18 protein-coding genes and 1 tRNA gene are annotated in these 22,476 nt (G+C 66.7%); 9 read left to right on the plus strand and 10 right to left on the minus strand.

Annotated elements, in window-relative coordinates:
- Positions 1 to 3: 3 nt before the first annotated feature.
- On the plus strand, positions 4 to 795 hold the full coding sequence (locus J2S73_RS08555; protein WP_306885098.1) for a hydroxypyruvate isomerase family protein: 792 nt from the start codon (positions 4 to 6) through the stop codon (positions 793 to 795).
- Between the two features lie 225 nt (positions 796 to 1,020).
- Here J2S73_RS08555 and J2S73_RS08560 read toward each other — a convergent pair whose 3' ends face one another.
- A complete protein-coding gene (locus J2S73_RS08560) occupies positions 1,021 to 1,452 on the minus strand; it encodes a helix-turn-helix domain-containing protein (RefSeq protein ID WP_306885099.1) in 432 nt (143 codons plus the stop codon).
- An 835-nt stretch (positions 1,453 to 2,287) separates the two neighbouring features.
- On the opposite strand from J2S73_RS08560, the gene J2S73_RS08565 reads away from it, so the two are divergent.
- Together J2S73_RS08565 and J2S73_RS08570 are read left to right on the plus strand one after the other, a co-directional pair.
- The gene (locus tag J2S73_RS08565; protein WP_306885100.1) at positions 2,288 to 3,211 is read left to right on the plus strand and encodes a flavin reductase; all 924 of its coding nucleotides are present in this window, start codon (positions 2,288 to 2,290) and stop codon (positions 3,209 to 3,211) included.
- 345 nt (positions 3,212 to 3,556) lie between these two features.
- Positions 3,557 to 5,377, plus strand: coding sequence for an HD domain-containing phosphohydrolase (locus J2S73_RS08570; RefSeq protein WP_306885101.1), 1,821 nt, complete (start codon positions 3,557 to 3,559; stop codon positions 5,375 to 5,377).
- Positions 5,378 to 5,436: 59 nt separating this feature from the next.
- On the opposite strand, the gene J2S73_RS08575 is transcribed toward J2S73_RS08570, so the two are convergent.
- A tRNA-Thr gene (locus J2S73_RS08575) sits at positions 5,437 to 5,511 on the minus strand.
- Between the two features lie 558 nt (positions 5,512 to 6,069).
- Here J2S73_RS08575 and J2S73_RS08580 point away from each other — a divergent pair.
- The gene (locus tag J2S73_RS08580) at positions 6,070 to 6,984 is read left to right on the plus strand and encodes a 50S ribosomal protein L11 methyltransferase (RefSeq protein ID WP_306885102.1); all 915 of its coding nucleotides are present in this window, start codon (positions 6,070 to 6,072) and stop codon (positions 6,982 to 6,984) included.
- A gap of 125 nt (positions 6,985 to 7,109) precedes the next feature.
- Here the strand turns inward: J2S73_RS08580 and J2S73_RS08585 are convergent, their stop codons facing one another.
- Positions 7,110 to 7,334, minus strand: a complete 225-nt coding sequence (locus J2S73_RS08585; RefSeq protein WP_306885103.1) for a hypothetical protein — start codon at positions 7,332 to 7,334, stop codon at positions 7,110 to 7,112.
- Positions 7,335 to 7,688: 354 nt separating this feature from the next.
- On the opposite strand from J2S73_RS08585, the gene J2S73_RS08590 reads away from it, so the two are divergent.
- Together J2S73_RS08590 and J2S73_RS08595 are read left to right on the plus strand one after the other, a co-directional pair.
- A complete protein-coding gene (locus tag J2S73_RS08590) occupies positions 7,689 to 9,503 on the plus strand; it encodes an aminopeptidase P family protein (protein ID WP_306885104.1) in 1,815 nt (604 codons plus the stop codon).
- Positions 9,504 to 9,687: 184 nt separating this feature from the next.
- Positions 9,688 to 9,972, plus strand: a complete 285-nt coding sequence (locus J2S73_RS08595) for a hypothetical protein (RefSeq protein WP_306885105.1) — start codon at positions 9,688 to 9,690, stop codon at positions 9,970 to 9,972.
- 64 nt (positions 9,973 to 10,036) lie between these two features.
- Here the strand turns inward: J2S73_RS08595 and J2S73_RS08600 are convergent, their stop codons facing one another.
- The 3 genes from J2S73_RS08600 to J2S73_RS08610 form a co-directional block, all read right to left on the minus strand.
- Positions 10,037 to 10,339 carry an AzlD family protein gene (locus tag J2S73_RS08600; RefSeq protein WP_306885106.1) on the minus strand — a complete coding sequence of 101 codons (303 nt, stop codon included), beginning with the start codon at positions 10,337 to 10,339 and terminating at the stop codon, positions 10,037 to 10,039.
- Positions 10,336 to 11,049, minus strand: a complete 714-nt coding sequence (locus J2S73_RS08605) for an AzlC family ABC transporter permease (protein WP_306885107.1) — start codon at positions 11,047 to 11,049, stop codon at positions 10,336 to 10,338. Before J2S73_RS08605 ends, J2S73_RS08600 begins: the two co-directional genes overlap by 4 nt.
- A 79-nt stretch (positions 11,050 to 11,128) precedes the next feature.
- Positions 11,129 to 12,034 (minus strand): AraC family transcriptional regulator, encoded by a 906-nt coding sequence (locus J2S73_RS08610; RefSeq protein WP_306885108.1) that lies wholly within the window; start codon positions 12,032 to 12,034, stop codon positions 11,129 to 11,131.
- Between the two features lie 104 nt (positions 12,035 to 12,138).
- On the opposite strand from J2S73_RS08610, the gene J2S73_RS08615 reads away from it, so the two are divergent.
- Positions 12,139 to 13,947 carry a chloride channel protein gene (locus tag J2S73_RS08615; RefSeq protein WP_306885109.1) on the plus strand — a complete coding sequence of 603 codons (1,809 nt, stop codon included), beginning with the start codon at positions 12,139 to 12,141 and terminating at the stop codon, positions 13,945 to 13,947.
- Here the strand turns inward: J2S73_RS08615 and J2S73_RS08620 are convergent.
- Entirely contained in the window at positions 13,938 to 15,344 is a 1,407-nt protein-coding gene (locus J2S73_RS08620) for a chloride channel protein (RefSeq protein WP_306885110.1), read from the minus strand. The genes J2S73_RS08615 and J2S73_RS08620 overlap by 10 nt on opposite strands.
- 110 nt (positions 15,345 to 15,454) lie before the next feature.
- Positions 15,455 to 15,943, minus strand: a complete 489-nt coding sequence (locus J2S73_RS08625; protein WP_306885111.1) for a thioesterase family protein — start codon at positions 15,941 to 15,943, stop codon at positions 15,455 to 15,457.
- Positions 15,944 to 16,229: 286 nt separating this feature from the next.
- Between J2S73_RS08625 and J2S73_RS08630 the strand changes: the two genes are divergently transcribed.
- Positions 16,230 to 17,651, plus strand: a complete 1,422-nt coding sequence (locus tag J2S73_RS08630) for an FAD-linked oxidase C-terminal domain-containing protein (RefSeq protein ID WP_306885112.1) — start codon at positions 16,230 to 16,232, stop codon at positions 17,649 to 17,651.
- Positions 17,652 to 17,841: 190 nt separating this feature from the next.
- Positions 17,842 to 21,795, plus strand: coding sequence for an AsmA family protein (locus J2S73_RS08635; RefSeq protein WP_370874435.1), 3,954 nt, complete (start codon positions 17,842 to 17,844; stop codon positions 21,793 to 21,795).
- Positions 21,796 to 21,985: 190 nt separating this feature from the next.
- On the opposite strand, the gene J2S73_RS08640 is transcribed toward J2S73_RS08635, so the two are convergent.
- Positions 21,986 to 22,207, minus strand: coding sequence for a ribbon-helix-helix domain-containing protein (locus tag J2S73_RS08640; RefSeq protein ID WP_306885113.1), 222 nt, complete (start codon positions 22,205 to 22,207; stop codon positions 21,986 to 21,988).
- A 59-nt stretch (positions 22,208 to 22,266) separates the two neighbouring features.
- The gene (locus J2S73_RS08645; RefSeq protein ID WP_306885114.1) at positions 22,267 to 22,464 is read right to left on the minus strand and encodes a DUF4169 family protein; all 198 of its coding nucleotides are present in this window, start codon (positions 22,462 to 22,464) and stop codon (positions 22,267 to 22,269) included.
- Positions 22,465 to 22,476 lie beyond the last annotated feature (12 nt).

Genomic DNA, 22,476 nt, shown 5'->3' on the forward strand with positions numbered 1-22,476 from the left:
AGGTTGGATCTGATAGCGAACGTCTCGCTGCTGTTCACGGAACGGCCGATGCTGGAACGCCTGCCGGCTGCCATCGCCGCCGGTTTCGACGGCGTGGAGATCCAGTTTCCTTACGATCTGGACCCGGTGCTGCTCCGGCACCTGGCCGGGGAGTGCCCGATCCATCTGATCAACGCGCCTGCGGGCGACCCGGCCAACGGCGATGTCGGGCTGTCGACGGATGCCGGCCGGGTCGTCGGTTTCCGTGAGGGCATCGAGGTGGCGCGTCGCTACGCCGAAGTCACGGGCTGCCGGAAGGTCAATGTGCTCGCCGGCCCGCCCCCGGCGAACCAGCCGGAAGACGTCACCCGGCGCGTCCTGGTCGAGAACGTACGCGCGCTCGCCGACGCGCTCGCCGCCGACGGGCGCCAGGTGATGGTCGAGATGGTCAATCCCACCGACGTGCCCGGTTTCTTCGTCGACAGCCTGGACAAGGCGCTCGCGCTGATCGCCGAGATCGACCATCCGGCGGTCCGGCTTCAGTTCGACCTCTATCATGTTGCGCGTACGGAGCCGGATCTCATCGCGGCCATCTACCGCGCCGGCGATCTCATCGGCCATGTCCAGTTCGCCGACACGCCCGGGCGGAACGAGCCGGGCACCGGCACGATCGATTTCGCGACCGCCTTTCGGGTGTTGCGGCAGGTCGGATATGTCGGCGCGATGTCGGCAGAGTACCGGCCGCTGGGCCGGACCGAGGCCGGGCTGGGCTGGATGCAAGACCTGCGGACCAGCCTGGCCGGACGAGGGGCTTAGAGCGTTTCCCGCACACAGGGGAACATCTGGGCGACGAGAAATAGGCTCAGATTCAACAGCTTGAGCCGATCCCGACATGAAAAAAGCCTTTCCCCTGCATCGCAGGCGGGAAAGGCTTTTCGACCGGATTGCTGCGTCCGGATGCCGGCATGTGCCGGCGCTTGGCAGACCGCTGCCGTCGGATCAGGCGGTAGGGCCGTGCCGGTCCGCCTGACGCCGGTGTCTTCAGGAGGCTTTCTGGGCCAGGTCCTGATGCGCGTCGGTTCCCGCGGCGGAGGCGATGGCCTCGATCACGGTGACGGCCTTCTGGCGGACGCTCTGGTCTTCGATCAGCGAGAAGGCGCGCAGCAGTCGCACCGTTGAGGAGTCGTTCAGGGCCGCGGAGAGCGGCGAATCGACGCCGGACAGAGCCTGAGCTTCGACGCCCTCTGCGCCTTCGAAGAAATACGAGATCGGCACCTGAAGCGCGATCGCGATATCGTGCAGCCGGCTCGCCCCGATCCGGTTGGTGCCGCGCTCGTACTTCTGAATCTGCTGGAATGTAATGCCGAGCTTCTCGGCAAGACGCTCCTGGCTCATGCCGAGCTCAAGGCGTCGCAAGCGAAGCCGTGTTCCAACGTGGTAGTCGACGGAATTGGCGGAACGCTGATTTTGCATTGGTTTCTTTCCTGTTCGTGGCGCGTCGCGTTGGGCTTCCGGCAAGCCGCGAGATCGGAGAGGTCGAGGCCGTCACGCTCTCGCGCGACGAAGATGTCGGTGCCAAGCGGCGTATGTGTGGGGACCTTGTGACGGGATTGGCGCGCGGGCGCGCTTGGGACGTCGGTCTCGGGTGCAAGCTCCTGAGCTTGAAAGGCGAGGGCTCGTCCGATACTCCAAATTTAAAACAATTATAGATTATCGATATCGGACACTCTGTCTTGGGTTTGCTCCCCATCGTCGGGCGAAGCCCGCAAACGCGGGTCTGTCCTCCGATTGCTGGGCGAGCATCGGTAAAGTCCTTGGTTGTCTCCCCGACCACATTGCATCCACGCATGTCATTCGTTTTTTGCCCAATATATGCGACAACGCAAGGCGATATTGGCGCATATCTCCCATCCCGCGACAGCAATCCTATGCAGGGGACACTTGATTCCGAAATCATGGATCCGGTCCTGCAAGCGTTTCGGCGGGGAGAAAAGCCGCGGCTTCCCGTGTTCCGCCCATTGCTACCTCAAGTTTCGACGCAATTCAGAATCGATAACAACTGATCCGCGATTATCGATAATGCCGCAATGGGGTATCAGGGAAACTGCCAGCGCCAATCGTCGCACTGCGATGGCCGGAGCCGACTTTCGCTCTATGCGACATGCGCTGCTGTGTCGTAGGTTCCCAGCTGTTCGACGTCGTTCAGGCGCTCCCGCGGGAGGGTCTGGTGCGTTCTGCTCACCGAGCTGGGATATCGGGCCGCGTGAATAAATCGCCAACTTTCGAAGAGCCTGCCGAGGCGGGATCCGTGGACGACACGGATCCGCGTGCCCTGCGGCGAACGCTGGGGCAGTTCGCGACCGGTGTGACCGTGATCACCGCCATGGACCCGCAGGACGGTACCGTGGTCGGTATGACGGCCAACTCCTTTTCCTCGGTGTCGCTCGATCCGCCGTTGATCCTCTGGTCGATCGTCCGGGAAGCGAAGAGCCTTCCCGTGTTCATGCGCGCGACCCATTTCGCGGTGAATGTACTGTCCAAGGAGCAGCTCGATCAGTCGAATCGGTTCGCCCGGCCGGGCGCGGACAAGTTCGAGGACATCGAATGGTCCTCGGGCCTCGGCGGCGCGCCCGTTCTTCCCGGCACGGCGGCCGTGTTCGAGTGTGCCCGCCATGTCGAGCACGATGGGGGCGACCACCTCATCATGATCGGCCGTGTTGAGCGCTTCGCCCGCTATGACAGGGAAGGGCTGGTTTTCGCCCGCGGCCGCTACGGGGTCACCGCGGAGCATCCGCTGGTGGACGAGCAGGCCACTGCCGCCACCCCGCCGGGGGAGCGTCATCCCTACGACGACTTCCTGATTCCCCTGCTGCATCGTGCCTATTCCACTCTCTTCGAGGCCTTCTCCACCCATCTGGACCGGGAGGGCATCACCGGGCCCGAGATGCGGGTGCTTGCCTATCTCTCGCTGCGCTCCGGCGCCGACCGCGAGCAGATCAGCCGCGGCAGCTATCTCGGCTCCCAGACCACCGATGAGGCGATCGACCGTCTCGCCGGCCAGGGACTGGTGGCGCCCGGAGGCGACGGAGGTCTGCGGCTGACTGAAGCCGGGGCGTCACGCTTCAAGACCTTGATCGAGCACGCCGAACGCTTCGAGATCGAGGGGCTGACCGAGGTCGATGCGGTCGATGTTGCGACGCTCAAGCGCCTGCTTCGTCGCCTGACGAGTTGATCCGATACCGGCCGCGGCGGGTCTGAACCGTCTTTTGCAGCGTGGATGCACGGTTCGCGCTCCCGGCACCGGTGTGGCTGCCAACGGCGGGGGATCTCCGAACGAATTTGGAGCGCATCGCCGTTCCCATCGTCGAGGCAGTCTTGGCTTGGGCATCGATGGGCGATCGGGATGCGCGGGTCATGGCGCCGCGGCTTGTCGTCCGTTGCGCCAACAGCGCGCCCGCGCTTCTACCGGTTGACCTGACGGGAACTTCGGGTTCGAACTCTAGGTTTGGAGCAGCCAAGGGTTGCGGGCGATCAGATCTGCAGCCTTATCTGATACTCCGCTGGTTGGGAGTTGCCCATGCGCGTTGAACCGCCTCTTCGGAAGGCCATCCAGGGCGCTGCCATCTTTCTGGTGGCCGCAGGCGCTTGGGTGATCATGACCGATTTGCTCGTCGCTCAGTTCGTCACGACCTCGGCCGGGGTCGCCTATGCTCAGTCCGTCAAGGGCATCGTCTTCGTGCTTGGCTGCACGGCGATCCTCTTCGGTCTCGCGCACCGCCACTTCAGCCGGCTGGGTGCTGCGGGCATCGAACTGCAAAATGCCCGGGACCTGCTGTCCATCTCCCTGGAATCCTCGGGCAGCACGGCGTTTCGCTTCGATATTCGCAAGGACCGTGCTGAGGCGCTCCCCGGATTCGGATCGTTGATCGGAGAGCCGGACCGTCCCTTCTCGCGGGAAGACTGGCTCAACAGAATCGATCCGGAGGACAGGGATTGGGTCGAGACGACCCTTCAGTCCCATCTGGATCGTCGGTCGGAGCAGATCGAACTGGTCTATCGGGTGCGTCACGAGAGCGGCCGGCTGATGTGGGTGATGTCCAGGGGAAGGCTGCTGCTCGACAAGAACGGAGCACCCGACGAGATCGTTGGTGTCCATACGGAGGTCTCGGATCGGGAGATCCTGCGGGAGCAGGTCGAGAACGCCAATCGCGCCCTGCGCGCGCTCCTGCGGGCGACGCGCGCCATCGTCTTTTCCCGGGACAAGCGCTCCATGTTCGATGCGGTATGCCGTGATCTCGCTGAAACGGGTGGTTTCCCTCTGGTCTGGATCGGCGCGGCAGATCGCGACGAGAATAAGACCGTCACTGTCGCTGCCAGCGCAGGTCCCTATAAAGACCTGCCAGGCCAAGTCTCCGTCTCATGGTCACAGGACGTTCCGGAAGGACACGGGCTGGTCGGCGAGGCGATCCGGTCCGGTCAGGTCCAGGTCTCCAGGACCCTGGCGGAGGATCCACGCGTGGCAGCCTGGAGCAAAGCCATCAATGAGAACGAACTCGGCTCCGAAATCGTGATTCCGATCGGGGGTGGCGAGCCGACTTGGGGGACCCTCTCGGTCTTTAGCCGGACGACCGAGGAACTGAGCGAGACCGACCACGAAATCCTCGCCAACGTGGGTGAGGATCTCTGGTATGCGATCCGGGCGATGGATCGTGAAGCGGAGGTTCAGGAGGCGGAGGCCGGTCGGATCGCCCTTCTGGAGCGCTCCGCCCAGCGCGAGCGCGAGCTGTTCGAAAAGACGATCGACGCGTTGGCGCGCACCATCGAGAAACGCGATCCGTTCACTGCCGGCCACCAGCGCCGCGTGGCGGACCTCGTCGAGGCGATCGCGCGCCGGCTGGATCTCCCCGCCGAGCGGATCGGCGACATGCGTCTCGGCGCGCTCATCCACGACATCGGCAAGATAGCCGTCCCGATCGATATCCTGACCAAGCCCGGCAAGCTGACAAAAGAAGAATATGCGCTGGTCCAGACCCATGCGCGCGCCGGATACGAGATCATCCAGGGTGTCGGCTTGAGCGACGACATCGTGCTGTCGGTCCTGCAGCATCACGAGCGGCTCGACGGAAGCGGCTACCCGTCCGGGCTCAAGGGAGATGACGTGGGCCTTCCGGGCCGCATCGTCGCCGTGGCCGACGCCATCGAAGCCATGACTTCACGACGCCCCTATCGCGATCCCGCCAGCCTCGAGGAGGCGCTCGCTGAGCTCGAGAAGGGCCGAGGCGAGCGCTACGATCCGGACGTGCTGGATGCCTGTCGGGCGGTGCTTTTCGAGGAGGGGTTCGACGAGGTGCTCAAGATGGACATGAACCCGCTGCCCAAGCGCGATGGCGGGATCTGACAACTCTCAGGTTCGCGGAAGAATATCGGGCAGGGCTGAGGCGCCAGACGCCTTCAAAATGGTGCTGCCGGAGAGATTTGAACTCTCGACCTCTCCCTTACCAAGGGAGTGCTCTACCCCTGAGCTACGGCAGCAGCCGGTCCCGTTCAGTTACAAGGAGCCTCGCTCCGGATCAAGGCGGCTTCGGGAAAAACCACCCCGTCCACTGTCCGCGATCTCCGGCTCCTTCATAAGAAGGGCCACCGGAAGGCCGCGCTGCCGTGAAGCGCAGGCCCGCCCGCCACCGGTTCGGATCGCCGTAGTGCCGATCCCAGGATCGGCCGGCCAGGTGAACGATGGATCGGCGGGAACGCCCGACTTGACGAACCGGCGTTGCCGCGCCATCCCGAGCGAGCCGCGTTGTGCCACAGGCTTTTGACCTGCGCAAGGCTCGTTGACCGTCCTTCGGAGGTCTGCGCACAGCCTCGCGCAATCCCGGCCCCGTGGCGTTCTTTGAGCGGGTCGGGCCGCGCTGTCGACGGAGACGGACCTTTTGACGAAAAATGAGAGATCACCCGGTGCGCCGCGCTCGCGCGACGACGAGCGGGCCGAACGCCTCGCAGCGGAACTGCGCGCCAATCTGCGACGCCGAAAGCAGCAGGCGCGGTCCCGCAAATCCGACGCGCCCGCCGACGCCGAGGCGAAGGCCAGCGATGGGCGCAGCGATGACGCGTGACGGGACGGAGCCGGCGCGGGTCCTGAAGCTCGCCTGTACCGTGGCCGCCGACCAGGCGGCCGCAGCCGAAGCCCGGCTGGAGACCGCGCTCGGCGATCGCGCCGCTGCGCTCTCGCGATTCGAGGTGGTGGACGAGGGGCCCTGGACCGTCGAGGCGCTTCTCTACGACGTGGACGATGCCGACGAGGTGCTTCGGGAGATCCGGGCCGGACTGGACGATCCCGATCTGGCCAAGAAACTCAACGCTGAATGGCTCGGGGACGAGGACTGGGTGGCGATGAGCCTGGCGGGCCTCGTACCGGTCCGCGCCGGGCGCTTCACGATTTTCGGGAGCCATGACCGGGCAAAGGTACCGCCGTCGCGCTGGCGGCTGGAGATCGATGCGGGACAGGCCTTCGGGACCGGACACCACGAGACCACGGTCGGCTGCCTGCTGGCGATCGAGGCGCTGGCGAAACAGGGCCTGCTGCCGGCGGAAGCGATCGATCTCGGCACTGGAACGGGCGTTCTGGCCGCCGCGATGGTCCGGCTCGGGGTGGCGCGCGTCGTCGCCAGCGACATCGATCCGATCGCCGTCGACGTGGCGCAGGCGAACCTGCGCGCCTTCGGTGTGGGCGGCCGGGTGGAGACGGTCGCCGCGGCCGGTTTCGCCCATAAGCTGCTTCGGGACGCGCAGCCCGGTCTGATCGTGGCGAACATCCTGGCCCGGCCGCTGGCCGCACTCGCTCCGGATGTCCGCCGCTCCATCGCACCGGACGGGCGCATCGTCCTGTCGGGGCTGCGCCTGGCGGATGAATGGCGGATCCGGTCGGTCTACGGCGCGCACCGGTTCGCGATGGTCAGGGCCTACCGCATCGGCGCCTGGGCCACGCTGGTGATGAGGGCCCGCTGAAAATGAAACGGGCGGCTGGCCTTGCGACCAACCGCCCGTAGTCGGGGTCCTTTGGGAGGAGGAAAGGACCCGTTTCTTGAATTCGTCCGAACGTTCGGTTCGGGATAGCTGCTCAAGCGCTCCGGTCAGAGAAACGGATAGCTGCCCGAGGCGTTCTTCTCGAGGCTCTTGCGCTCGTAGCCCAGCTGCTCGAGCGACTTGTCGTCGAGGCTCAGCAGGTAGGCGTTGATCGCGCGCTCAGCCTGGCGCTGGCGCGCAGTAATGATCCGGCTCATCAGTCGGTGCAGGGCCGAGTGCTCGCGCTCGCTGCCCGTCAGTCGAAAATCGCCGGACGTCGTCGTCATGGCCATGGTGAAATCCTTATCCCTTGGTGACACGATTCCGGGGCGTCGCTCCCGTTTCTTGCAGTGCAACATAAGGACCTCTGAGGTCTGAGCAACACGCGTGGCCGCATGCCAGCCCTGCCTATTTTGCAATGCAGCATAATTTTGATGCAGTGCCGTAGGCAGATGGCTGCCTGCTTAGGCATCGCATTGTCGTCGGGGCGGCTGACAACGCGGGTCCGGATGGCCCATATAGGCTCAGTTGTCAGGGTCGGAGCCGTTTTCGCCGGGTGGACCCATCCGGGCGACAGGAGATAGCGCCGGTTTCTGGAATTTGCTCAGCTGTCCGGCCGATCGGGCGCCGCTGCGAAGGAGAAAGACATGTTTCAGACGTTCGGCGACGGCGCGGATCCGAGTACGGGCGCTCAGCGACTGGGGCGCCTGAGGGCCGAACTCGCCCGGATCGGTGTCGATGGCTTCATCGTGCCCCGCGCCGACGAGTATCAGGGCGAATACGTTCCGCCGTCGGCCGAGCGCCTGGCCTGGCTGACCGGGTTCACCGGGTCCGCCGGCCTTGCCGTGGTTCTGGCCGACGAGGCGGCGGTGTTCGTGGACGGACGCTACACCACCCAGGTGCGCCGGCAGGTTGATACCGAAGCGTTCTCGCCCGTTGCGATCGCCGAGACGAAGCCGTCGGTCTGGCTCCAGGAGCGGCTGACCTCCGGCATGAAAATCGGCTTCGATCCGAGACTGCACACCCGGTCGGAGGTTCAGCGGTTCGAGGCGGCCTGCCGCAAGGCCGATGCGGAGCTGATCGCGCTCGACGCCAATCCCCTCGATGCCGTCTGGGACGACCGTCCCGAGCCGCCGCTGGCGGAAGTGGTGCTCTATCCCGAGCATCTGGCCGGACGGAGCGCGTCGGACAAGATCCGCGCGCTGCAGGGCGTGCTGCGGGACAAGGGCGCTGCCGCCGCTGTCCTTACGGCTACCGATTCCGTGGCCTGGCTGTTCAACATCCGGGGCTCCGACATTCCGCACACCCCGGTGACGCTCGCCAATGCGCTCGTCTTTGCCGATGGCCGTCCTGCGCTGTTCGTGGATTCACGGAAGCTCACGAACGAAGTCCGGGATGCGCTGGAGACGATCGCGGACGTGGCCGATCCCTCGACGCTTCAGACACGGCTGGCCGATCTCGGCAGCGCGGGCGCCACGGTCCTCGTCGACCCGGACCAGACCCCCGAGGTTTACGTGCGTTCGGTCGAGGCGGCCGGCGGGACAGTACTGGAAAACCAGGATCCGGTCGTCCCGCAGAAGGCGGTCAAGACGGTTGCGGAAATCGGCGGAAGCCGGGCTGCGCACCAGCGCGACGGTGTGGCGCTGGTTCGGTTCCTTCATTGGCTCGATCGGCAGGAAACCGGATTTTCCGAGATCGAGGCCGTGAAGGCGCTCGAGACGTTCCGGTCCGAGACCGGCGCGCTGAAGGAGATTTCCTTCGACACCATTTCCGGGGCCGGGGAACACGGTGCCATCGTCCACTACCGGGTCACGGAACGGACCGACCGGCGGATCGAGACGGGCGAGCTGTTTCTGATCGATTCCGGCGGCCAGTATCTCGACGGCACCACCGACGTGACCCGGACGGTGCCCTTCGGCGCGCCGAGCGACGAGATGAAGGTGCGCTTCACCCAGGTGCTCAAGGGCCACATCCAGATCGCGATGGCCCGGTTCCCGGATGGAACCTCAGGCGCCCAGCTCGACGCGCTGGCCCGGATCGCCCTCTGGCGCACAGGTCACGATTTCGATCACGGCACGGGTCACGGCGTGGGCGCCTATCTCTCCGTGCACGAGGGACCGCAGCGCATTTCCAAGCTCGGCCATGCCGCGCTGAAGCCGGGCATGATCGTTTCCAACGAGCCGGGCTACTATCGCCCCGACCACTACGGCATCCGGATCGAGAACCTGGTGCTCGTGACGCCGGCCGCTCCGATTCCCGGAGGCGAGCGCGAGATGCTCGGGTTCGAGACTCTGACGCTCGCACCGATCGATCGGCGCCTGATCCTGCCCCGTCTCCTGGCGCCGGCCGAGATCGCCTGGCTCGACTGCTATCACCTGAGGGTCCAGGGCGCGCTGGCGGGCAGCCTGGATCCGCAGGAACGTGCGTGGCTGATCGAGGCGACCCGGCCGATCGTGGGGTGAAAAGGCGGTTCACTTCGCCGTTTTGCGGATGCGAAAGGCTGCCCGGAAGAGCTGAATCGCACCTTAAACTAAACCAATAAGTGTATTTCTATTGATATACACGCATTAGGGGAGTACCTTCATAAGGTGCCGCTGAGGGTGCGGCTGCGCGGCGCCATGGCGCCATTCATCGATGGGGGATCGAATGACGGAGTTGTCGAAAATTCCACAGGAATTGCTGAGCTCCCTTGAGATCGATGGTCTTACCCAGAGGGTCGGCAAGATTACCGCCATCTGCGATTTTCCCAGCTCGGAAGGCTCCACGTTCTTCTTCCGGGACTCGGATGATCCCAGTTGGTACGTGTGGTTCCCGATGACCAGAGAGATGCATCCGACGATCCTCTCGATTCTGGAGAACCCCGATTACAGGACGCTTGTTCTGATCGATGGCGCGGGCAAGCTGAACCGGCTTCTCGTCTACAGCGCCTAACCTCCGGGTCCCACGCTTTCCACTCTGGTTGGGGCCTCATCGCGCTGCTGCATGCAGTTTGGTGCTAGAGCCCGGCGGCGCGCAGCAGGCCTGCCGTGGCCGCGCCGAGGACGACAACGGCGAGCAGCGGAAAGCGCAGCGCGGCGAGAAGGGCGACGGCTCCAGCGATCAGTTCCGCCAGCCCTCCTGCCAGTACGGCCGGGGCCACAAGCGCGGTCAGTACCGCGGCCGGGACCGCTTCAAGAGCATTGCGGAGCCGGCCGCTGGCCGGCACCCGGCGCACCAGCACAAGCCCCGCCAGCCGGGTGGAGTAGGTGGCAATGCCCATCAGCAGGATGGTCACGAGGGTGACTGGATCGACGTTCACAACTGCTGCTCTCTCTTCATGGGCCGCAGCGTGGCGGCGGCGACGCCTGCGACCGCGCCGGCGGCGATTGCGAGCGGACCGGGTGCGACGAGATGAACGAGCGTCGAGCCGGCCGCCGCTGCGACGACCACTGTCACGAAACCCGGCGTCGCGCGGAAGCTCATCAGAAGCCCGATGAACAGGGCCGTGAAAGCGAAATCGAAGCCGTAGCGGGTCGGATCGCCGACTCCGGCGCCGAGAAGGGCGCCAAGCGTGGTCCAGGCGAGCCAGGCGCTCGAGATCACGGCAGCCATCCCGGCATAGTAGGCCGGGGTCAGCGGTCCCTCCCGGGCGCGCTTTTCCGCGAGCGCCCAGACCTCGTCCACCAGAAAGAACAACGCGACCGGTTTCCAGCGCTTCGGGAACGCATCCATCTTCGGCAGAAGCGAGGTTCCCATCAGGATGTGGCGGGTGTTCACCAGGAAGGTGGCGACGACCACCGTCGCGATCGGGATCGGATGCGCCCACAAATCGATGGCGACGAACTGCGACGCGCCCGCGAGCACCACCGCCGACATCATCAGCGCTTCCAGGGGCGACAGGCCCTTTTGAGCCGCCAGTGCGCCCCAAAGGACGCCGAAGGGGATGGCGGCACCGGCGATCGGCAGGATCGCGAGGGCGCCGCTCGCCAGATCTGAGGAGCGGTTTGCAGGTCGTGACGGGGACGGCATGGTCGGTTTTCGCTCGCGGGGGATTTCGTGCGTGCACGTGTCGGACAGTTGCCGGAGGCCGGACGACGGTCCGGCGTCGTCACCGGACCCGGTAGGCTCCCGGCGTGACGCCGACGCGGGCCTTGAAGGCGCGGTTGAGATGGCTCTGATCGTAGAAGCCGCAGGAGAGCGCCACATCTGAGGGGGCCTCGCCGGCGGCTAGCGCGGCGCGTGCCGCCCGCACCCGCCGGTCGGTGAGCCAGGCATGCGGGGTCAGGCCGGTCGCGTCCCGGAAGGCCCGGATCAGGCCCGTCCGGGAGAGGCCGGCCACGCCGGCGAGTTCGGGCAGGCTGACATCGCTGCGATAATGGGCCTCCAGATAGTCGATCGCCATCCGGACGGCGGACGGCTCCGATCCGGTCGGCCGCACGACCACGCGCGCGTACCGCGCCAGCGCCTCGCTGTAGACGCCGAGGAGCGCTTCGTCCTGGCCGAGGCTGTCGCCGGTCTCCCCGAGCCGCCGGTGGGCGGCCACGAACCGTTCCGCAAGCTGCGGATCGCGCACGATCGGGGCCGGAAAGAAGGGGGTGCCCGTGCAGGGACGGTCGGTCAGTTCCTCCACCAGGCCGATCATCAGCGCCTGGGACGGATAGGTCATCCGGTAGCTGTAGCCGTCCTCTGCGGGGCTGCCGTCGTGGACCTCGTCCGGATTGACGAAGCAGAGCTCTCCCGGGACGGCATAATGCCGCTCCCCGCGGACGCGGAAGGTTTCGCATCCGGTGACGATTGTGCCCACCACGTAGGTCTCATGGGTGTGCTGGGCGTATTCGTGGGTGCGGAAGGTTGCCGACAGGCATTCGAGCGAGTCGAACCGCGGTGCACGCCAGAAGGCGACCCGGTCGCGGGCGGTCAATTCCGTGCGGCGAAGCGCCTCGCTCTGGCTCATCTGTTCCATGGCGGGAACTGTGAAGCATCGGCCGTTCGGCGTCTTGGAAAAAAGTCGCATGGCGAAATCGGCGCGCGGTGCCTTGCTTGACTCTGAATGGGGGCGGGTGCACCACGGTCGCCCATTCCCGCCCCGACCTGCAACCGCTCGACCCCTCTGGGACAATGACCGATACAGCATCCGCGCCTTCGCCCGCCGACCCCTCGAACCCGGAGGTCGAGCCGCGAGAGCGGGTGGTTGCGATGCCGGCGCTGTGCCTCATCGCCTTCCTGATCGGTCTGGTGGCGGCAGCCGGCGCGGTTGTATTCCGGGTCATGATCTCGGTGACCCACAATCTGCTTTTTCTCGGCACCTTCGGCTGGAGCTACGACGCCAACCAGTACGATCCGCCGAGCCTGTGGGGCCCGTTCGTCATCCTGGCGCCGGTGGTCGGCGGTCTCGTCGTGGTGTGGCTGGTGAAGACCTTTGCGCCGGAAGCCAAGGGTCACGGCGTTCCGGAGGTCATGTACGCCGTCTACCACAACTCCGGGAACGTTCGCGGAGTCGTGGCCATCGTGAAGTCGATCGCTTCGGCGATCTCCATCGGTTCCGGCGCCTCCGTCGGTCGCGAGGGGCCGATCATCCAGATCGGGGCCTCGTTCGGCTCCACCATGGCGCGCTGGCTGAACCTGCCGCGCTGGCAGAAGATCACGCTGCTGTCGGCCGGTGCCGGCGCCGGCATTGCGGCGACCTTCAACACGCCGCTCGGCGGCGTCCTGTTCGCGGTCGAGCTGCTTCTGCCGGAAGTTTCCAGCCGCACCTTCCTGCCTGTCGTCGTTGCGACCGCGACGGCGACCTATATCGGCCGCATCGTGTTCGGTCTCGATCCGGCCTTCCTGGTCCCGATTGCCGCCGATCCCAAACACGCAGCGCTTGCACCGGAGGCGCTGCTCGGGTTCGCGATCCTCGGCGTGCTGGGCGGCGTGGCGTCGTGGGCGTTCATCCGCTTCCTGGCGGCCACCGAGGACTTCTTCCCGAAGATTCCGGGCAACGACTACACCCGCTCCATCATCGGCATGCTGATGGTCGGCGGGCTCAGCTATCTGCTGTTCTCGGTCACCGGCCACTATCACACCGCCGGCGTCGGCTACGCGACGATCCAGGACATCCTCGACGGCGGCATGAGTGCCGCGCTCTTCCTGCTGGTGCTGCTCGTCGCCAAGATCGTCGCGACCAGTGTCAGCCTGGGTGCGGGTGCGTCCGGCGGCGTGTTCTCGCCGTCTCTCTTCATCGGGGCGACCCTCGGGGGTGCGGTGGGCGCGATCGGCGCGCAGATCCTGCCGGGTGTGTTCTCCGTCGAGGAGTTCGCCGTGGTCGGCATGGGGGCGCTCGTCGGCGGGGCCACGGGCGCGTCGATGACCGCGATCGTCATGATCTTCGAGATGACCCGCGACTACAACGTCATCGTGCCGCTGGTGCTGGCCGTCGCGCTCGCGGTCGGCGTCCGGCGCTATCTGATCGCGGTCAACATCTACACGGTGAAGCTGCGCCGCCGCGGCAAGCCGATCCCGATGGTGCGCCACACCAACATGTATCTGGTCCAGCCGGCCCGGGAACTGATGAGCCAGCGCTTCGTGATCCTGCCGGCCGACACCTCCGTCAGCGAGGCGCTGACCCACATCACGGGCGAACCGGGCACCCATGTCATCGTGACCGAGGATCAGCGCATCGCCGGCTACGTCCGGTTCGGCTCGGTGCCCTATCAGCCGGCCCACCAAGGCCAGACGCTGCGGTCGCTGATGGCCGGCGACTACGTGGTGGCGCCGGAGAGCAACATCCTCAACTCCATCATCACCCGGATGAACAAGCGCAGCCGCTCCTTCGCGATCATCCTGCGCGAAGGCGAGGCCGGCGTGCCGCGTCCGGAAGACGTGGTCGGGGTGATCGAGTCGCCCGAAATCGCCGGCGCGGTGGTGCGCAACCACTATTCCTGAGGCGGAGGGGGGCGCTTTCCGCCGATCGGGCGCGATCCGCGCATGATCAGCTGGGTCTCGAAATACGACCGGCCGAGCACGGCGAGCGACAGCCCGTTGGAGATCGCAACCGTGAGAAGCAGGGCGATCGACAGGCCGTAGCCGCCGGTCAGTTCGAACACGATCATCGTGGTCGAGATCGGCGCGCCGAGCATGGACGCGGCCACCCCGCCCATGCCGAGCAGCGAATAGAGCCCCTCGCTTGAGGCGAGTTCGGGAAACGCCTCGGCGGCGATCAGCCCGAACGCGCCGCCGGCCATCGCACCCAGATAGAGCGATGGCGAGAAGATCCCGCCGCCGAAGCGGGAGGCGAGCGAAATGCTCGTGGCCGCCGCTTTCACGACCAGCAGGATCAGCATCGCCTTGATCGACAGCTGGTTCTTGAGCGCGGCGTCGGTCGTCTCGTAGCCGACGCCCAGGATTTCCGGATAGGCGACGCCGATGCCGCCGACCGCCAGCCCGCCGAGCGCCGGCATGATCCAGACCGGCAGACGGGCGTGGGTGGCAATCCATTCCGAACCGAGCAGCGCCAGGTGAAACAGGATGGCCACGGCCGCACAGGCGACGCCGAGCAGCGCGAACGCGGGCAGCTCCCAGTAGGAGGTGATCTGGTGGGAGGGAATCACGAACGCCGCCACGTCTCCGAACCAGATGCGGGACAGGAGCGCGCCCACAACCGAGGCGATGACGATCGGCACGAAGGCCGTCAGCGCGTAGTGTCCGAGGACGACCTCGTGGGCGAACAGGACGCCGGCGATCGGCGCGTTGAACGACGCCGCGATCCCGCTCGCCACGCCGCACCCCAGCAGAATCCGCTTGCTGGCATCGGGAAGGCGGAAGGCGCGGGAAATGTCGGTGCCCAGCGTCGCGCCCAGATGCACGACCGGACCCTCGCGGCCGGCGCTGGCGCCGACACCGAGCGAGAACGCCGTTAGCAGCGCAGACGAGATGCCCGGCCAGAACGGCAGGCTTCGGCCGACCCGTTCGCTCGCCTCGATGACGTCCGCCACCGAGTAGGTGCGGCGTAGCGGCTGGATCGTGTGCAGCAGGATACCCACCACCAGGCCGCCCCCGGCCGGAACCAGGACGATCAGATACCAGGGCACGGTGGCTGCAGCAGTGACGACGTTCTCGCCGGTGGTGCCGAGCCAGGGGAACTGCACCAGCCCGATCAGGAGGCGGAAGATGATCGCAGCGACGGCGACCACCGCGCCGACCACCAGAGCCAGAATCCAGATCAGCGGCTGACGGCCGGCAAGGAAGGTGACGAGGTTCGGCCTGATGCCGCTCCACAGGAAGGTGACGGGCGGCTCCTCCGGCTCCCGCGACGCGTCCTCTGGGCGGTTCTTATCGTTCATGGTCTCGTGCGATTCAGCGCCGAATCGCTTTCATCTCGAATGGTTCATTAGCCTTCGGTTGCAGCGTGGAGGCAAGCCGCGGCCGGAGGCTTTCCCGCCCGCCCGGTCGGTCATCTCGGGATGCCGATCGCACGGCCCAGGCGTTCGGGACGGGGAAGTGCCCGGTGAGCGGACACGGCCGCGCGGATGCGCTCGTCGACGTCGCCTGACCACGGCACCGCCTTGCGGGCATCCATGTCGATGTGAAGGAAAAGCGTTTCCAGCGTTGCGGCGAGGAAGCCGTCAGTGGCGTGGTGCATCTCCTGGAAGGTGTGGAGACGCTTGTCGTCGTGATCGATGATCTGCATCGACGTCGTCACGCTGTCGCCCAGAGTCAGTTCCCTGACATAGGAGGTCCGGCTTTCCACCGTGAAGAAGGAGCATCCTTCCCGGGCCCGGTAGGCTCCGCCGATGTCGAGATGATCGAAGGCGTGATCGGTGCCCCGGTCGAAAAGCACGATGTAGTAGGCGACGTTCATGTGGCCGTTGTAGTCGATCCAGGCTTCTTCGACGCTGGCGTCTGGCGCCACGAGCGGGGCGGGAACGTCGATGAGTGCCATTGAGCCTTCCTTGTGCCAGGGACGTCGCATGGTGCAGCGGACAGGCCTTCCGCTTTGGAGATCATCGCCTTTTTGCTAGGGTCGCGAAAGGGTGCGGCCGGTCAACATCGATTGTGCGGCTCATCCCAAGGGACTTGCAATTGCGCAGATGTCTTCGCCCGTGCGAAACGCACGTGATAGGACTGACCGTCCGGCCGGAGCGCAAGGTGCGGGCGGAAGCCGGATCGCGCCCGGCCCGACCGGACAGGCGGCCGCGCGATGCGTCGCGTTTGGGAGATCGAATGACATGAGCGCGGAAACCATCCGCATGGCCCGCCCCGACGGGGAAGGGCTCGCCCGGGTCGTGGCCCGGCTTCAGGACCGCTTCGCGGAGCGCTGCCAGACAGGCGCGTCGATCCGCGAGCAGCACGGCAACACCACCACGTGGCTCGAAACGCTGCCGCCGGATGCGGTCGTGTTCGCCGAGACCGCCGAGGAGGTGTCGGAGATCGTGCGCCTGTGCGCCGAGCACCGGGTCCCCGTCATCCCGTTTGGAACGGGAACCTCTCTCGAAGGTCAGGTCAACGCGCCGCACGGCGGCGTGTCCATCGACGTGTCGCGGATGAACCGGATCGTTGCCGTGCATGCCGAGGATCTCGACTGCGTGATCGAGCCCGGGGTGACCCGCAAGCAGCTCAACGAATATCTGCGCGATCAGGGCCTTTTCTTTCCGATCGATCCCGGTGCCGACGCGAGCCTCGGCGGCATGGCCTCGACCCGTGCCTCCGGCACCAACGCGGTGCGCTACGGCACGATGAAGGACGTCGTGCTCTCGTTGAAGGCCGTCATGCCGGACGGACGCATCATCACCACCGGCACCCGCGCCAAGAAGAGCTCGGCCGGTTACGACCTGACCCGGCTCATGATCGGGGCGGAAGGCACGCTCGGCATCATCACGGAACTGACCCTCAGGCTGCACGGCATTCCCGAAGCGATCACCGCAGGCGTCTGTCCGTTCGAGACGCTGGAAGGCGCCTGCAACGCCGTCATCGCGACCATCCAGTCGGGCATCCCGGTCGCCCGGATCGAGCTTCTGGACGAGCAGCAGGTCAAGGCCTGCAACGCCTATTCGAAACTCGACATGGCCGAAGCCCCGACGCTGCTCCTGGAGTTCCACGGCTCGGAGAACGGGGTCCGGGAGCAGGCGGAAATGTTCGGCGAGATCGCCGCAGAGTTCGGAGGCGGCGGGTTCGAATGGGCCCGCGCGCCGGAAGACCGGACCCGGCTGTGGCAGGCCCGGCACGACGCTTATTGGGCCTGCGTGGCGCTTCGCCCCGGCTCCAAGGCGGTGGCCACCGACGTGTGCGTCCCGATCTCTCGACTGGCCGAGTGCATCACCGAGAGCCGCCGGGATCTCGACGAGACCGGCCTTTTCGGCCCGATCGTCGGCCATGTGGGAGACGGCAACTTCCACGTCGCGCTGCTGGTGAACATGGACGACCCGGAGGAGGTCGCGAAGGCCAAGGCGTACATGGGACGCCTCGTGGACCGGGCGATCGCCATGGACGGAACCTGCACCGGCGAGCACGGCATCGGACACGGCAAGGCCAAGTATCTGCGGGCGGAACTCGGCGATGCCGTCGATTTCATGGCCATGGTCAAACAGGCGATCGATCCGCTCGATATCATGAACCCGGGCAAGATCATCCGTGATGTGGTCGGGAGCTGAACCGAAACGACGTCGGCCAACCCTTTGAATTTCGGGCCATTTCCAGTCGCTCGGGTGTTTCCATCCGAGCGCAGAAGGCTCTAGGCTCGGCGTGCGGCCACGGCGAGTGGATGGAATGAGGCGCCGCTTGTCCGGAAACCGGTGATGTCACCCGGTCCGGCGCGGCTGGAGAGCAAGACGGAGGCGGGCGCTGAACGCGTTCTTCATCAGCCTCGGGGTTGCGGTGATAATGGTGCTCACCGCTGCGCTCGTCGGACCGTTCCTGGTCGATTGGACCGTCTATCGTGATCTCATCGAGGCCCAGGCGGAAAAGCTGCTCGGGGAGGAGGTCCGCGTTCTGGGCGAGGCCGACGTGCGTCTGCTTCCCGCTCCCCGTATTGCGCTCGACACCGTTCGGGTGGGTCCCCAGGACAATCCGATCCTCACTGCCGATCGCGTGGAGCTGGAAATCGATCTCTCGCCGCTCCTGAAGCGGCAGGTCGACGTGGTCGCGCTGACCTTCGTCGGTCCGGAGATCCGGCTGACCGTGGAACCCGACGGCAGCGTACGCGGCCCGACACTCAACCTCGCCGACGGGCCGCTCGAATGGGTAGATCCGGCAAATGTCCGCTTTGACGACATCGATGTGGTCGACGGGCGCCTCCTGATCGCCGACCGGCGGACCGGTGACACCACGCGTATCGACGACATTGCCCTGTCGGGGTCGGGCCGGTCCATTCACGGACCGTTCGATGCCCAGGGCGACCTTTCGGTCGAGGGGACCCCGTACGAATTCCGTGTGGTGTCCGGCAGCTACGTCGCCGGCTCGCCGCTGACCGTGAAGGCGCGGGTCAGTCCGGTCGGCCGCGCGGTGAATTACTCCCTCGACGGCCAGGCGGTCTTCTCCAGTTCGCCGGCCGAACTGACCGGCGCGCTCACGGTGGCGCCCCGTCCGCCCGAGACGGACGAGGAGGAAGACGCCGTACCTTGGCGGATAGAAGGGCTCCTGAGCGCGTCCGCCAACGGCCTCAGCGTCTCGGAGGCCGAGGTGCGCTATGGTCCGATCGACCGGCCGTTGGTGATGCAGGCCGCGCTGTCGGTTCCCTTCCTCACCGATCAAGGGTTCCGTCTCACCCTGTCCTCGCGCCAGATGGACGTCGACGGGCTCATGAACGCGATCGGCCGGGGCGGGGAGGCGGATCGCCCGATCGAGAAGCTCGCGCCGCTGACCGATTTCCTCGCGGCGGTCCCGCTGATCGGAAGCGAGGGTGTGGTCAATGCCCGGCTCGCCTCCGTCGTGGCCGGTGGCGCGCTGATCGAGAATCTGGTGGTCGAGGCGCGCCCAGTCGGCGATGGCTGGCGGATCGTGTCCGCCCGTGCGCGGCTTCCCGGCGAAACGGCCGCGGCCACGTCGGGCCGTCTCATCGTCACCGAGCCAATGCGCTATTCCGGTGAGGCGGAGATCGTCTCCGACAAGCCCGGCGCGTTCGTCCGCTGGTGGCAGGGGCGTGACGGCGGCGCGGTGCCGGTCCGCTCCCGCGTGCGTCTCGATGGCGCCATCGAGGTTGCCGCCGGGGACGTCGCCATGCCCGCCATGCGGCTTGAGACAGGCGAGACGACGCTGCTCGGCTCTGTGCGTTACCGTCCGCAGTCGGGCACCGTGCGCGGTGCTGTCGACATGGACCTGAGGGCCGACAGCTTGGACGTCCGGCCACTGCTTTCGCTTGCCGATACGGTTTCGGGCAGCGGCTTCCCGCTCGCCGGGCTGACCGGGCTGGATCACGATATCACGCTCTATCTGACCGCCGATGCGACCCGGATGGGCGGGATCGAGGCCGGGGCGCTGTCGCTCGATGCGGCCCTGATCGACGGGTCTCTCACGGTCGATACATTTGATCTGGCCGACCTCGGAGGAAGCCACATCCGTGCGTCCGGCCAGCTTGGCGAAGTGGATACCGGCGCAAGCGGTACGGTAACGGGCCGGATCACCGGTGACGACCTCGGCGCGCTGGCCGGGCTTGCCCAGACGCTGGCTCCCGGCAGCGCGGTCAGCCGGCGCCTGAGCGAAGCCGCACCCGATCTCGCGCCAGCCGACCTTTCGTTCGAGGTGTCCGGCCGTCAGCTGCGACGGGGCGGCACCCTCACGGCGAGCCTCGGGGGTACGCTGGCCGGCACGGAGCTGCAGGCCTCCTCGGAGATGACCGGATCCGTGTCCGACTGGCGCGAAGGGGAGATCGGCGTCCGTCTCCAGGCCAACAATCCCTCGGGCGACGTTCTGATGCGCCAGCTCGGCCTTGCTGCGCTGCCGGTCGGCGGCGGAACGGACGGCAGCCTCAGCCTGAGCGTCAGCGGCACGCCGCGCCGCGGCCTCGAGACAGATCTCGACGCGCGGCTCGCCGAAACCAGTGTGACGCTGTCCGGCGATGTGGCGCTTCCCGTGGAGGGCGCGCGGGTCGATCTCGAGGCGTCGCTTCAGACCGAGGATGTCTCCGTGCCGGCTCTCGCGCTCGGCCGCTCGCTCCCGCTTCTGGCAGGCGGTATACCAGTCACGCTGTCGGCCCATCTGTCCGGCCCGCCCGCCGCGTTGTCCGTCGAGGATTTCACCGGCGACCTCGCCGGCGTGTCGGTATCCGGTCAGGGAACCCTGGAGCAGTCGGACCAGGCCACACTCCTGGCCGGAGATCTCACGGTCGGGGAGGTCGATCTTCAGCTCCTCAGCGAACTCGTTCTGGGATCTGAGGCGTGGACCTACGCCGGCGCCGATGCGTCCGGCTGGCCGGATGCAGCCTTCGGCGGTCCGGCGCTATCCGGGGCGCGGCTGGAGCTGGACGTGACCACGGACCGGCTGTGGGTCGGTGCCCGCGAGCTGAGCGAGGCGACGTTCGGGCTGTCGCTGGCGCCGGAGCGGCTGTCTCTCTCCGATCTGAGCGCTTCCTACGCCGGCGGCTCTCTCGCAGGCGCCCTCGATCTGACCCGCAGCGACGGACAGGCCACGCTCTCCGGCCGTCTCGATCTGTCGGAGGCGGATCTCGCGTCGCTGGTCTGGTCGGTCGATGGTGCGCCGGTCGCAACGGGCGCGCTCGAACTTTCTGCCGAGTTCGAGGCGATCGGACGGTCGGTCTCGGCCATGGTGGCCGCCTCGTCGGGAAGCGGCACGTTCACGGCGCGGGACGGCGAGATCCGAGGGCTGAACCCTGGTGCCCTGCAAGCCGCTATCTCCGCCTCCGATCGGGGTGCGGCCGTCGACGAAACCTCCGTAAGGGATCTGGTGGCCGAGGCGCTGGACGACCGGCCTCTGCCGTACCGGCAGATTTCGGGTACCATCAATTTCGCCTCCGGCACGGCCCGGATCGGCGAGGTGGCGGTCGATGCCGGCGACACCGAGATCACCGGGGCGGGGGCGCTCGATTTCCTCAACTGGACCCTCGACGGCACGGTCGGCCTCAGCCTCGTACCGCCCGAGCCGGATCTGGTCCCGGACGTGACTGCCGATCTCCGCGTGCTCCTGGACGGACCGCTCCAGGCGCCCGAGGCGACGCTCGATGTGGGCCCGCTGGTCGGATATCTGACGCTGCGCCAGACCGAGCAGGAGCGCCGGCGGCTGGAAGAGATGGAGCGGCAGCTTCAGGAACGCCGCCGTCAGCAGGAAGAACTGCTGCGTCGCCTGGAAGAGGAGCGCCGGGCGGAGGAAGCACGTCAGCGTCGTGAGGAAGAGGCGCGACGCCAGGCCGAAGAGGAAGCGCGCCGGCAGGCGGCGGAAGAAGAGGCCAGGCGTCAGGCCGAGGAGCAGGCCCGGCAGGACGCGGAGGCCGCAGACGCAGCATCTGACACCGTCCCCGAGGGGTCGGTCCCCACCGAGACGCCGCTGCCGCCCATCCAGCCGCGAACTGATATTGCGCCCGACGGCGACAATGGCGCCGCTCCGGTCAACCTCCCGCCCGCAGGCACGCTTCGTGAGGAGCCGCAGGATGCGATCGGGTCGCTGATCGACCGTCGGTTCCGCCTTTTGCAGCCGGAGCCGCTGGGGCCGCTGGGCCCTCCGATCGAGATCGGGCCGGCGCCCGGCTCAAGGCCTAGCGCGCCGACGGTGCCGCCCGCCGGTCAGCGCTCCGATGCGGACCCGGCGTCCCAGCCTTTCGTCATCACGCCGAACGATCGGCCCTAGAGCAAATCCCAGGAAAAGTGGGACCCGGTTTTCCGTCCGGGATTTGCGGAGAGGATGGGTCCTGTCCGCTGACGGCGCATTGGAACTCGAGGCGCGGGCCTCATTCTCCGCTCATGCCGGCGAAGGCCGGCATCCAGGGCGACAGGACGGGACCCGGCGTCATGGCTTCGGCACCAGCCGGCGTCGGGGCTCAGCCGTCGGAGCGCTGCTTGAGCCGTTCCAGTACGGCCACCCGCAGGGTGGAGGCGAGCCGTTCGCTCTCCGGGCGCGTCCGGTCGATCTCCTCGATCACCGACGTCACCGATCGGCCGTCCCGATCCGCCCAGGCTTCCAGCTCGGCCCAGAATTCAGGCTCCAGGGCGACGCTGGTCTGATGCTGTTCGAGGGTGAGGGACCGCTTTTCCAAAGGCATTCTGGTGGTCCTTGGGCATCGTTGCGGGCCGCGGCAAGTCTGGACTGTGTCTCCCGGACCTACTGATCCGGGGAGCCGTCCTCCGGCGTGCGGCGGTGGCCCTCCAGCCTGCGCGCCTCGGCGTCGCGCCGGTCCTTCTCCATCGCCTTTTCGGTCTTGGTCAGTCCGTGAAGCGCGCGGTTTTCCGCCGCGCGCTCCTTGTCTCCGGCGCGCTTCTTCTGCTTGCGCGCCTGTCGCAGGTTCACGATCTCGGCCATCGCCTCGTCGTC

Origin of the sequence: Amorphus orientalis (assembly GCF_030814015.1) — a bacterium.
Lineage (GTDB): Bacteria > Pseudomonadota > Alphaproteobacteria > Rhizobiales > Amorphaceae > Amorphus > Amorphus orientalis.